This window comes from Neobacillus sp. PVCKKU3, from assembly GCF_058323225.1.
In genome coordinates this window covers 35176-47873 of the sequence record NZ_JBLVQN010000022.1, presented here as the reverse complement: position 1 = coordinate 47873, position 12698 = coordinate 35176, and the positions used below count along the sequence as shown (strand labels likewise).

12 protein-coding genes are annotated in these 12698 nt (G+C 40.4%); 4 read left to right on the top strand and 8 right to left on the bottom strand.

Features of this window, described 5'->3' with window-relative positions; genetic code table 11:
- Positions 1–156 precede the first annotated feature (156 nt).
- From ACNQGS_RS15925 to ACNQGS_RS15915, 3 genes are all read right to left on the bottom strand, one after another.
- Positions 157–1263, bottom strand: a complete 1107-nt coding sequence (locus tag ACNQGS_RS15925; RefSeq protein ID WP_491488162.1) for an ATP-binding protein — start codon at positions 1261–1263, stop codon at positions 157–159.
- Positions 1264–1410: 147 nt separating this feature from the next.
- Positions 1411–3705 carry a thiamine pyrophosphate-dependent enzyme gene (locus ACNQGS_RS15920; protein WP_491488161.1) on the bottom strand — a complete coding sequence of 765 codons (2295 nt, stop codon included), beginning with the start codon at positions 3703–3705 and terminating at the stop codon, positions 1411–1413.
- Positions 3705–4718, bottom strand: a complete 1014-nt coding sequence (locus ACNQGS_RS15915; RefSeq protein WP_491488160.1) for a 2-oxoacid:acceptor oxidoreductase family protein — start codon at positions 4716–4718, stop codon at positions 3705–3707. The genes ACNQGS_RS15920 and ACNQGS_RS15915 overlap by 1 nt, the downstream gene beginning before the upstream one ends.
- Positions 4719–5180: 462 nt before the next feature.
- On the opposite strand from ACNQGS_RS15915, the gene ACNQGS_RS15910 reads away from it, so the two are divergent.
- Positions 5181–6923, top strand: coding sequence for a B12-binding domain-containing radical SAM protein (locus ACNQGS_RS15910; RefSeq protein ID WP_491488159.1), 1743 nt, complete (start codon positions 5181–5183; stop codon positions 6921–6923).
- 356 nt (positions 6924–7279) lie between these two features.
- On the opposite strand, the gene ACNQGS_RS15905 is transcribed toward ACNQGS_RS15910, so the two are convergent.
- Together ACNQGS_RS15905 and ykzP are read right to left on the bottom strand one after the other, a co-directional pair.
- On the bottom strand, positions 7280–7405 hold the full coding sequence (locus ACNQGS_RS15905; protein WP_277398204.1) for a hypothetical protein: 126 nt from the start codon (positions 7403–7405) through the stop codon (positions 7280–7282).
- A gap of 1 nt (position 7406) precedes the next feature.
- A complete protein-coding gene (gene ykzP, locus ACNQGS_RS15900) occupies positions 7407–7568 on the bottom strand; it encodes a protein YkzP (protein WP_213116533.1) in 162 nt (53 codons plus the stop codon).
- 134 nt (positions 7569–7702) lie between these two features.
- On the opposite strand from ykzP, the gene ACNQGS_RS15895 reads away from it, so the two are divergent.
- Both ACNQGS_RS15895 and ACNQGS_RS15890 read left to right on the top strand, forming a co-directional pair.
- Positions 7703–8056: a DUF3905 domain-containing protein gene (locus ACNQGS_RS15895; protein WP_491488158.1), complete on the top strand. Its 354-nt coding sequence runs from the start codon at positions 7703–7705 to the stop codon at positions 8054–8056.
- A 107-nt stretch (positions 8057–8163) separates the two neighbouring features.
- Positions 8164–8358: an alpha/beta-type small acid-soluble spore protein gene (locus ACNQGS_RS15890; RefSeq protein WP_213116535.1), complete on the top strand. Its 195-nt coding sequence runs from the start codon at positions 8164–8166 to the stop codon at positions 8356–8358.
- Between the two features lie 46 nt (positions 8359–8404).
- Here the strand turns inward: ACNQGS_RS15890 and ACNQGS_RS15885 are convergent, their stop codons facing one another.
- From ACNQGS_RS15885 to ACNQGS_RS15875, 3 genes are all read right to left on the bottom strand, one after another.
- On the bottom strand, positions 8405–9424 hold the full coding sequence (locus tag ACNQGS_RS15885; RefSeq protein WP_491488157.1) for an anti-sigma factor domain-containing protein: 1020 nt from the start codon (positions 9422–9424) through the stop codon (positions 8405–8407).
- Positions 9421–10167 carry an RNA polymerase sigma factor SigI gene (gene sigI / locus ACNQGS_RS15880; RefSeq protein ID WP_491488156.1) on the bottom strand — a complete coding sequence of 249 codons (747 nt, stop codon included), beginning with the start codon at positions 10165–10167 and terminating at the stop codon, positions 9421–9423. The genes ACNQGS_RS15885 and sigI overlap by 4 nt, the downstream gene beginning before the upstream one ends.
- 420 nt (positions 10168–10587) lie before the next feature.
- Entirely contained in the window at positions 10588–12168 is a 1581-nt protein-coding gene (locus ACNQGS_RS15875; protein ID WP_491488155.1) for a peptide chain release factor 3, read from the bottom strand.
- 168 nt (positions 12169–12336) lie between these two features.
- Between ACNQGS_RS15875 and ACNQGS_RS15870 the strand changes: the two genes are divergently transcribed.
- Positions 12337–12597, top strand: coding sequence for a hypothetical protein (locus ACNQGS_RS15870; protein ID WP_491488154.1), 261 nt, complete (start codon positions 12337–12339; stop codon positions 12595–12597).
- The last annotated feature ends 101 nt before the right edge of the window (positions 12598–12698 follow it).

Genomic DNA, 12698 nt, shown 5'->3' with positions numbered 1-12698 from the left:
CCCGCGGAAAGCGAGTGCCCGGAGCGGAAATCAACAGGCCTAGTTGCAGAGACTATTAATTTAGATTTAGATAAAATAAAAAATTGCCAAGAAAAATAACCTTTCTCGACAATTTGAGAGGCTGCAAGTCAGCCTCTTTATCATACTTTTTAAGTTTTAATGGAGCGGCAGGGTAATAAAGAATGTAGTCCCTTTTCCTACTTCGCTTTCAATCCGTATTGAGCCTTTATGCTCCTCAATGATTTTATAGCTAACCACTAATCCAAGTCCTGTGCCTCTTTCTTTGGTTGTGAAAAAGGCTTCCCCCAGCCTTTGTAATTTCTCTTTGGATATTCCGATCCCTTCATCCTGGATTGAAATAAGAGCCTGATTATTCTCAAAGGCCTCTATCGTAACCGTAATTGTTCCGCCGCCTGGCATGACTTCGATCGCATTTTTGATTAAATTAATAAAAACCTTTTTCAACTGATTGGGTTCACAAAAAATCGGAGAAAGCTTTTCATCAAACCCTGTTGAGAATTGAACATTATGTAATACAGCCTGGGCATGTAAAATGTCTAAGGTTTCCCTCATTATTTGATTCAGATTCTTCTCCTGAAAACGGATTTCCTGGGGTTTAGCCAATAGTAAAAATTCGTTAATGATGGTATCAATCCGCTCTAGCTCACTAGTAATCACTTCATAGTACATGGAATGTTCTTGTTTGATGCTACCTTCAAGCAGCTGGATAAAGCCTTTTAAAGCGGTCATCGGATTCCTGATTTCGTGGGCAATTCCGGCCGCAAGCTCGCCTATAACCTTTAACGTTTCTGATTTCCTAAGCTGTTCCTGCATATCCATCTTTTCAGTAATATCCTTTAAGGCGGTAAAATTCAAGTCCGTCATAATGTCTAATTTTGAACTGATTTCGATATGCCTATTTTTGCCGGAAATCATCTCAAAAACAATAATGGATGTATAATAACCCTTTTCAATTACCTGCTTTATATGTTTCTTTATTTCTAGCGTTTGTTTTTCAAGCTTGCTAAATGGCTCATAAAACAATCTACCTATTAATTTTTCCTTTGGAAGACCAAATAGCTTTTCTGCTGTAAAATTTACATCCACTATGCGATATTGGTAATCCCAAAGGATGAGTCCATCAATGGAATCTTCAAAAATGCGTTCATATCTTCGTTCGTACTCTTGCAATTTTGCATTTTTTGAAAACACTACATCAGGCTTACTTGGTAACGTACCATCCTGTTCCAATTTGATTTCCAATAAACGGCCACCCCGCTATCAACCAAAGTTCAGCGTTAATTTAAAAAGATATATTCTATATAAAACTTGGAAATTCCTTTTTTCTGCCAATAATTTTATTAGTTTAAAAGAAAAACGCAAAGCTAATTTGCTTTGCGTTTTTCTTTTTTATAGCCATGGATTTTCATGCTTTGCTTTAAGGCGCTGCCACCTTTTTTCTACTTCTCTTTCGAATTCGTCTACTAGATGTTTGTTTTCCTCTTTGAGGAGATGTTTCGTTTTCCCCATATATTTAAACCATTCTGTTACCGAAACGCGCTTTTTCTTTTCTTCAGGGTTATAGGTAATAGCGGTAACACCCTGTTCTACTTCATACAGTGGGAAGAAGCAGGAATTGACGGCCTCTTCAAGAATTTTTGTACCATAACGGTCCTCAGACTTCCAGTTTAATGGACAGGTAATTAAAAGTTTTCCGTACACTGGTCCGACATTTTGCGCGTACCACTGGGCTTTCGCGCCTTTTTTGACCAAATCCTGCGGGAATGCTTCTGATCCGGTAAATACATAAGGGATATTTGTCGCAGCCATAATTTGGACCGTATCCTTGTGGTGGAAGCTTTTCCCTTGCTGAGTTTTTCCAACACCAGATGTACTCGTCATATGCCCAAGTGGTGTCGAATAAGACATTTGCGACCCAGTATTCATATAGCCTTCATTATCATATTCGAGCATAATCAGCTTATGGCCGCGAAGTGCCGTCCCAATTGCCGATCCCATACCGATATCCATTCCGCCGTCACCGGTAATCATCACGAATGTTGCATCATCGGACACTTGAATTTCCCCGCGCCGCTTTAATTCCATGAAGGCCTCAACAGTACCTGAGAGGGTTGCTGCACCATTCTGGAACAGGTTATGCATCATTGTCTGCTTATGCGAGCTATATGGATAGGCAGTTGTTGTAACGTAGGCACAGCCAGTTTGGAATAGAGTGACAATATCCCCTTCAATCCCTTTAAAGAACAACTCCAGCCCGCCAAATATGCCGCAGCCCGGGCAGGCGCCGTGACCGGAAGCAATTCTTTTCGGCTTATTTGTCAGCATCCGCAGTGGCGGGATTTTCACTTTTAATTTATTTGTTTCTTCATCCATTTTTACTTCAATTAAACCAGTTTTATAAGCATCACCCTGCTGCGGAGTGATAACAGGCTTCAGGATTTTTTCCGGATTTCCCGGTACATGCCCGAAATAATCAAATGGTTTTTCCGCATAGCCTTTCTCCATCGCATCAATTGCCATATTAAAGAATTCATGGGCATCACTTGCATAGAAATCCTTACCGCCCATTCCGAATACACGGCTTAATACGATGGTTTGATTATTCTTGTCATCCTGCAGGGCAGACTTGATCTCATGCGTTAAGTTTGGACCATGTGCACCATAGGAATCAGCACGCTCACCGACTAATAATGCTTTCACATTTTTAAGGGCTTCACGGATTTCTTTAGCCGGGAATGGACGAATAATATTTGGACTGATTACCCCTGCTTTAATTCCTTGAGCGCGCAGCTGGTCGACAACATCCTTTGCCGATTCGGCTGCAGAGTTTAATAGGAATAACGCAACTTCAGCGTCCTCCATTTTGTATAAGTCCAAAACAGAATATTCTCTTCCTGAAAGTTTTGCATATTCAGCAGACACTTCCCTGAATACCTCTCCGGCATTGTACATAGCTTCGGATTGCTGGAAGTGATTGTTCATCAAATCTTCGCCGTTCATGTGGGCACCGATCGTTACCGGTTTTTGCGGATCTCTAATAAAATTGTAATCAGTCGGGCACTCGCCGACAAATTGCTGCACTACCCGGCGGTCCTTGAAGTATTGAACTCTCCGTTTTTGGTGGGACGTCCAGAATCCATCATAGGCTACAATGACAGGGAGCCGGACTTTGGAGTGTTCGGCAATTTTTAATGCCATAATATTCATGTCATAGACTGCTTGCGGGGTTCTAGCCGTTAAAATAACCCAACCAGTATTTAGACCAAAGTAAAGATCTGAGTGGTCTCCGCGGATATCAAGCGGACCACTGACAGCCCGAGTGACCAGATTCATGACCATTGGGAATCGTGTACCCGCCTGAACTGGAAGCTGTTCAATCATATATAAAAAACCGTTCGCACTTGTTGCATTGAAGACGCGAGCCCCTGTGGCGGCAGCACCATAGCAAATACCGGCCGATCCATGCTCACCATCTGCCGGAATCAGCTTAATATCATGCTCACCCCGGGCTTTCATTTGGTCTAAGAATTGTGCCACCTCTGTAGATGGAGTAATCGGGAAATAACCCATAATATGATAGTTGATTTGCGCTGCCGCCATCGCAGCCATTTCATTGCCGGATTCAAAGGTTGAAATCTGCTCGGCTCCAACCTGCGCTGTTAATTTTTCCTCTAAAATACCCATTATAAATTCCCTCCTACTGCATAAGGAAAGTTTTGCTTCACACGATTTGCATCTGCGTATCCGATCATTTCGCGAAGATCCGTTAAAGCACTTGTCGGACATGCTTCCACACATTTTAAGCAGCCCTTGCAATATTGATAGTCAATTCCCTTAAGAAACATTTGCTTCCTGCCGCGCTTGTCCTCTCCCTCTTCCCAGACGAAACAGAAATCTGGACAAACGTTATCGCAGGCTGCACAGTCTATACACTTATCGCGTTCAAACTGTGGCAGGAAGCCCTGTCTTGAGCCGCTCAAATCTTTTAATATACTATTTGCCTGAGTGGTGATTACACCACCAAGCTCTTGGGTCATATAGCCTAGCTGCGGAAGCGGGCGGGTAAAGGCTTTACCTTGTGCATCCTCCGGAACATGGTATGTTTTAAATTCAACTTCCTTATAGCCGCGGTCAAACGTCCGTAGGTTCGGTTCGACAAAGTGCGGGTATTTTTTTTCGAATGTCTTCCGGATAACTTTTCTCATGGCGTCCGGGTCCAAAAAATCACAAATGCGGAATAACGCCCCGAGCATCGCTGTATTTACTTTTGTTTTTTCCTCGACAGCAATGGTTAACGCATCTACAATCGCTAATGTTCCATATTCTAGTTTTAAGTCCTTTTTCACATCATCGAAATCCCTTGATGAGTTGACTAAGACGATGCCGTCAGCATTTAAACCGCTGACCACATTAATCGTTTTATACAATGCTTCGTGGAAAACGCCCACAATATGGGGCTGCTCAATTGGACTGTGATCACGAATTTCAACCCCAGGTTCACAAAAGCGGATAAAGCTTTTAACCGGAGTTCCTTTTTTCTCCGAGCCATAGGACGAAAAGTTGGAGCCATTTAACCCAAGCCCTAATACCCCTGCTTCCGCCAGCATTTTTCCGGCAAGATTTGCTCCAAGACCACCGATTGATTCGAGACGGATTTCAAAAAAACCCAGCTCATTTTTTTGCGGTAAAATAGACATAATGTCCCTCTCCTTCTTTGTTCAATAAAACTACCCGAAAAAGACATAAATAATTAACTTATCTCACCGCTATTGTAGGCTATATTATTTTTTAAATCTGTGACAAAAATCAAACATCCAAACATTTTTTTTAAAACACATTTTAATCCATCAAAAAAATTCTTTATTTACAAAGCATCTTCATTGTTTTTTAATTATATAACAGGTTACGCATTGTATTATAACAGCGCAATTGCAATTGATAATCAACTTAGCATAAGCTAATGTGGCACCGGTTTGTCCCCTGTCCTTTTCGGCTAAAATAAGCTATAATATTATTTTGTTTTATTATAAAGAAAACTCGCCGATTGGCGAGCCCCTAAGGGCGAAGACAGAGGCGTAGTTGCACTTATGCGTTGAGAAAGTATAAAGCTTTCGACAGAAAGTTTATACTTTCTTATTAGCTGAAAAAGGAGCTTTATTATGAAAGTCATTTGTTCCACCCTTAACGCAAAATACATTCATACCAATCTGGCCATCAGGTGCTTAAAGGCATATGCAGCACCTGAATTTGATATCATTTTAAAGGAATACACCATCAAAGATCCGGTGATGAACATTGTCTCCGATCTCCACCAGCAAAAGCCGGATGTTATCGGTTTTAGCTGTTATATTTGGAATATCGAAGAGACCCTTAAGGTCATCAATATGTTAAAAAAAATTGACCCTTCCCTCATTATTGTATTAGGAGGCCCTGAGGTTTCCTACGACACACGCGAATGGATGGAAAAACATCCGGAAATCGACTTTATCGTAATGGGCGAAGGGGAACAAACCTTTAAACAATTGCTGACGGAGCTTGATACAAACAAAAATATCGATAATGTCCATGGAGTTGCATATCGTGACAATGGAACCTTAGCCAGCACACCACAGAGAAATAAGCTTGATTTAAAAGAATTACCTTCCCCCTTCCGCTTTACTGAGGATATTCCCCAGTTGGGGAAACGGGTTACTTATATCGAAACAAGCCGAGGCTGTCCGTTCAGCTGTCAATTTTGCCTATCTTCCATCGAAGTCGGTGTCCGCTATTTTGACCGGGAACGAATTAAAGAGGATATTCGCTATTTAATGGCAAACGGTGCAAAAACAATTAAATTTGTTGACCGGACCTTTAATATTAGCAGAAGCTATGCAATGGAAATGTTCCGCTTTCTTATTGATGAACATCTTCCAGGAACTGTGTTTCAATTTGAAATTACTGCGGATATTATGCGGCCGGAAGTGATTGAATTTCTTAACCAAGAGGCACCAAAAGGGCTTTTCCGTTTCGAAATTGGTGTACAGTCAACGAATGACTATACAAATGAGCTTGTGAGAAGAAAGCAAAATTTTGAAAAACTGAAAAGAACAGTGACAATGGTGAAAGATGGGGGGAAAATCGATCAGCATCTTGATCTTATCGCGGGACTGCCTGAAGAAGATTACGCCTCCTTCCGGAAAACCTTCAACGATGTGTTTGAAATGAGGCCGGAAGAACTGCAGTTAGGGTTTTTAAAAATGCTGCGCGGAACAGGGGTACGTATACGTGCTTCAGAACATGATTATGTATATATGGATCATTCCCCATATGAAATTTTAAGCAACAATGTTCTATCGTTTGACGATATTGTTAAAATAAAGCAAGTGGAAGATGTGTTAGAAAAATATTGGAATGACCACCGTATGGATCACACAGTTGAATACCTGGTGACACATGCTTTCCCTTCACCGTTCGATTTCTTTCAGGATTTTGGTTCCTACTGGGATGAACAGGGATGGTCAAGAATCGGCCATCAGTTGGAGGATCTATTTCGGCGATTACATTCATTTTTAATCAAGAGGGCGGTTCCGAACCTTGATGTCATTTCCGGTTTAATGAAATATGATTATTTAAAACATCATAAGTACAAACCGAGAAAACCTTGGTGGGAAGCAGGGCTGGAGAAAAGCGAACGTTCGAAAATCTACAAACGCATTTCCGAGAATCCGCTGCTTTTAGGACCGGAATTTCTCAAACTTGAGCTGGATGAAAAAGAACTTTATAAGCATACCATGCTGGAGCTTCTGTCTTTTGACTTGACAAAGTATTTTCTAAACGGTGAAATAGACCACCAATCCTCAGGTTTATTGGCGTATTTCGACCCTACTAACCTAGAGACAATCTTATTTCCTTTTAATATTTAAAAAATATACCGGTGCTACCGGTTTATTAGGCTGTCGAAAAACTTTCGATAGCCTTTTATTTTACTCATATTCTTTTTTAATTTGTAATGATGTTTATTAAAATAAAGACACTTCAACAGGTCTGTTGATTAGCGCTCCAGGCGCTTCGCTTTCCGCGGGCGTGCAGGGGAGCCTCCTCGTCGCTAAAGCTCCTGCGGGGTCTCCCCTGCCCCGTACTCCCGTAGGCGCCTAAGCGCCGAGGAGGCTTCAGGACCTCCCCGCGGAAAGCGAGTGCCGGAGCGGAAATTTAACAGGCCTGTTTGCATAGAAATCAATGACAAGCAGTTAAGCAAGTGCTCACGGCTTATTTTTCTTTTTTAGGTGCGTTTTTTCTTAAATTTGTTTTTTATTTTTTCAACCAATGGAATACCGTTTACATCACCAAATTCTACACTAAATTCCTCAGTAGGTATTCTTGGCGGGGTCTTGCGGCGGCCTTTCATTTTAACTTCTTCCCTTTTTTCCTAGCTTTGAATTGCGGTTTTGAAATCTGATTGCATTATTGTTATCGGTAAATTCAGCGGAAAATTCACTTTCCTGGACATTCTTCTTTGGGGTTTTGGTGTACTTTTCCACTGCATCAAATTCAGCCTTCCGCTTAGCCATCTTGGAAAACCTCCTTAAAATTCATGTTACATAGATAGTTTTAAGCAATTTTTGTCGAATCATTCGTTTCCTTATTTTTCATAAATAAAAAAAAGGTTTACGCAAATAATAAATGAAAACAGGGGGATTGCTGGATGAAAAAAGATAATAGGAAGAAAATTGAACAGAAAGTAACTATCGATGAAACTTTGCCGCATCAAATAAATGCACCAAGCTTTGAAGGAACAGGAATAAAAATGGAAGCGCCATTTGTTAATGAGCACGGTGTAGTCATTGGGGATAGCTTATATGCTTCAGAAAATTCTCCACTGGAAAACTGGTCAGAGGATACGGACCCAGCCATAATGTCGGGGGATGAGTGGGTGCACCCGACGAACGATATCGGTTGGAACACGACAGAAAATCGGGAACTGCTAGAAAGCAAAAGAAAGCCGCAAGCTTATCCGTTTATGCATCCCACCAAGGATGTAAGCAAAGGGACAGATTGAAAAGCTAACCAGATTCGATAAACATTTCCACTTATGAATAAAGTCAAAGCAATCAATACTACCCTTACAGAGAAAAAAATCTCTGGATAGAATAAGGAGTGAAAAATATGGCTAACAGCAGAAATAAATTATTAGTGCCTGGGATTGAACAATACCTTGATCAAGTTAAATATGAAATAGCCCAAGAATTCGGAGTACATTTGGGGTCCGATACCGTTTCTAGAGCCAATGGTTCGGTCGGCGGGGAAATAACAAAAAGACTTGTCCAGCAGGCACAGGCACAATTATCAGGACGTGAATAATTTCATAAAAATGGCAAAGAGGCAGCTCTTTTGAGAGCGCCTCTTTTTATTTGTTTCTTTGTTTAATTTGGTTGTCAGAATAATGGTATTTTCCTTTTGGATTGGGATTTCCCTGTGAATTCCCCTGTTGATTGGCTTGCTTTTTAGCCTGCCCTGGATTTTGCTTTTGTTGGTTACCATCTATCTTTTTTGCCTGTCCAGGTGGTATTTTATCTTCGACTGGAGATTGGCCTGCGGCCGCCTGCGGAGTATTATCATCAACGACAGGAGGTTCCTGGGTAATATTTTCCTCCATTTGTTTCTTTAATTGCCCTGGCGGTATCTTTTCTTCCGGCTCAGTAGGATTACTATGATTTTTGTACTTTTTCCAATTATTCTCCACTTTCTCTTTTGCCACTGGATTATTTACTGCCTTGTATTTACCAGCAGTGACACCTTTTTCGTGAGCAGTTTCAAGATCCTTTTCAGTGCCTGATAAATAAGTATACGCTAGCTTCTGCTCAGAAACAGCTTTGGTAATCTCTTTAATATCAGTTTCAAGCTTTTGCTCTTCCTTCTTTTCCATTTTACTGGTCGGAACAGTTGAAATAATGACATGCTTGTTCGTTTTGAAATACCCTTCTTTACCTATTTCCGATAAAATTTCTTCCGTCACCTTCGTAACATCTTGTTTCTCCCAATCATCCAAATGGGATATAATCTTTTTACCTTCAGGATTATAGCCTGTCAATTCAACAACCTGCATCTTTTTATTTATTCCGAGTTCAATGCTTGGGTTTACATCAATTGACATATAGGCATAAGCTTTATTATTTTGATACATTGGAATAAATGAACCGGAAAAAAGTAAAACTGCAGCCGCTGCAGCCCAAACGGTTTTCATTTTGGCAACTTTCTTTATGGACGAAAAATATCTTAATTGATTCTTGCCTTCAACGGGATAAAAAGTTATTTCCTCTCCAATTGAATAGGATTGCTTAAGTCTCTTAGCCCGTAAGAACTCACCTTCAGGGGTTAAAAGCGTGAGAAAAAAATCATCCATTTCCATTATTATTCCTTTTTTCATGTATCAAGCACCCCCTTTATATAATCCTTCATATACACATAATCACTTGATAAAATTAAAGCAATGGCAATAATATATTTGCGATTTCTTTCTAAGGTTTTTCTTGAGACATTTACCATTTTTTCAAGCTGATTAATAGGCAGCCGCTTCTTTTCGCGTAATGATTTAAATAATTCTTCATTGTCAACCAATGTTTTTGCCGCGATGATGGCATTTTTCCTGGCATCCGCATGCTTCGGGGAATTCTCCACCAAATCGCTAAAGGTTAAATCAAATGAAGCTAGTATTGATTGAAAATGAATAATTTCATCTTTTCTTAGCTGTTCGTCAGTCTTTTTCTGATATTCATCAAGGGAAAGCTCATTGACTATTGCCGTACCAGGTAATTCCTCATCTTGGAGGGCATTCGTTATATCAATACTGATGTGCTGATTTTTTGTTTGCTTTCGAATGTAGTCAATAACTCGTCTTTTAATAATCACTTCTGAAAAGCTTAATAAAGAGCTGCCACGGTCTTTTGAATATTTTTCAATCGCCTCGTTAAAAGCAATAAGGCCAATGCTAAATTCATCATCGGATTCATAGATATACCTGCGGCATACTGAAGAAACAGTTTTAGCGATAAATGGTTTATAGGCCTGGATGAGTTCATTCAGCAATGACTTATCACCTTGCTGAATCAAGACAACTGTATCTTCTAATGTTCTTTTATTCTTTTTAGCCATAAACAATAAACCTAGCATTTGCTCACCTCTTATTCGACCAATTATAACATATGAAACAAGCTTTGGTCTTTATGGGGATAAGCATAGGAAAAGACTGCATTTAGCCCGCGAGCCTTTGTTTATTTATTATTGTTCATGTCTTATTTAATAAATGTTACGTATATAGAAATACTCTTTATGGGGGTTTTTCAAAAAATTTCCCAATAAGAAAAGCGGAAGCGCCTTGACCAGGGGCGACAGGCATAAGACGAGCCGGCGAGAAGGCTGCTTTTTAGCCTTCTTGACGGATTGGCTTATGACCCCGAGCCCCTAGGCGCTCCTCCTAAAAGCTATCGCTTTCAGTCGTGCGAAGCATATGCTGACGAAGTATCCCTTTTGCAGCTAGACAATAAAAAAATTAAGGCTGCCTCGTACGAGGCAGCCTTAATTTTTTGGAGATTAGTCATGCTGGTCCATTGGATTATAAAGCTTTACATTCGGATTTTTCTCCTGGAACCACCGTAATGCAAAATCGTTCTCAAATAAAAATACATAATGCTCATAACGATCCTTCACGAGAAGACTTCTTGAGCTTGACAGGTTTTCATCGACTTCATCTTTTTCAATCCAGCGGGCAATTTTCGATCCCAGCCGTTCCATAATGACCTCTGCATTATATTCATTTCTCATTCTGTGCTCAAATACTTCAAACTGTAGCTGTCCTACAGCCCCTAATAAATACTCGTCTGTTTTGACCGTTTTAAAGAGCTGGATGGCCCCTTCCTGAACAAGCTGATGCAGCCCCTTATAAAATGATTTCTGCTTCATTACGTTCTTCGCAGATACCCTTACGTAAAGCTCAGGTGTAAACTGCGGCAGCCTCTCATATTGGAAACTGTTCTTACCCGTCGTAATCGTATCGCCAATTTGGTAGGTTCCCGTATCGTATAAACCGATGATATCTCCACTGACGGCTTCTTCCACGGTATTTCGTTCTTCTGCCATAAAGGAAGTGGATTGAGAAAGCTTTAATTGCTTATCAAGCCGTGGAACGTTTACGGTCATTCCTCTTTCAAATTTTCCAGAACAAATTCGTACGAAAGCAATCCGGTCCCTGTGGGCGGGATTCATATTCGCTTGAATTTTAAAAATAAAACCCGAAAATTGGTCGGAAAGCGGATCAATTTCCCCAATCGATGAATTTCTCGCTTTAGGAGGCGGCGCGAATTGCAGGTAGGTCTCTAGAAATGTCTGGACCCCGAAATTCGTCAATGCACTTCCGAAAAACACAGGTGTCAGGCTTCCTGCTTGCACTTTTTCAGCAGAAAAATCATTTCCCGCTTCATTTAACAACATGATTTCCTCTAATGTCTGCTCATAAAGTCCTGAAGATTTCAGCTTGTGATCACCATCAATTTCCCCATCATCATTTAAGGGAATATAGCGTGCAGCTTCATCAACCCGGAATTGTTCAACACGATTATAATATCTGTCGTAAATTCCTAAGAACTCTTTTCCCATTCCAATTGGCCAATTCATAGGGTAGGATTCAATTCCCAAAACTTCTTCCAGTTCTGCCAGAAGTTCTAGCGGTGGTTTTCCTTGACGGTCAAGCTTATTAATAAACGTAAAAATAGGAATTCCCCGCATCCGGCAAACCTTGAAAAGCTTGATGGTCTGATCTTCGATTCCTTTTGCCGAATCGACAATCATCACGGCACTGTCAACTGCCATTAAGGTCCTGTACGTATCTTCACTAAAATCCTGGTGTCCAGGAGTATCTAAAATATTGACGCGAAAACCGCTATAATCAAATTGCATGACACTGGAGGTAACAGAAATTCCCCGTTGCTTTTCAATTTCCATCCAGTCACTAGTGGCAAATTTCCCTGTCTTCTTTGCCTTTACTGTTCCGGCATCGCGGATTGCGCCGCCAAACAATAGCAATTTTTCCGTTAAGGTTGTTTTACCCGCATCCGGGTGCGAGATAATCGCAAATGTACGGCGCGATAATACTTCTTTTTTTAAATCGTTTCCCATTATGTCTTCCTCTCTTTTAACAGCCTAAGATTTTTCCATAACTTCAATCTTATCGCTCAAACGGTTACTTTGCAATATTTCAATAAAATACAATTGAGATTTTCTTTAATCGGGCTGAAATAATGACTATAATAAAATTATACATAATTGATGCTTTTGGGAGGATTTATGGAAATTACAAAATTTGATCGGCAAACATTAAATTTATTGCAAAAGGCATTTGAAATCGTGCTTGAACAAAACAAGATTCCCTATAAAAAAATCGGGATTGCCGAAGAAGCTGAGCAGCTTGTATTTTTATATGAAGGTAAAGATGAAAAGGTTCATGTATTCAGATGGAAAAAGGCATCGAGTATTGGCGTCAGCATCGGTGTTCTGGCGCAAAGCGTTCTCACGCCCATTATTCCCCATCTTCGGCTATTATCATAATTTTGAGCTGCACTTCCTGTTTTTTGTGGGAAGTGTTTTTTCTTCGATCAGCTTCCATCGATTCCCACATCCATTTTATTGGAAATCCCCTTATAATAGAG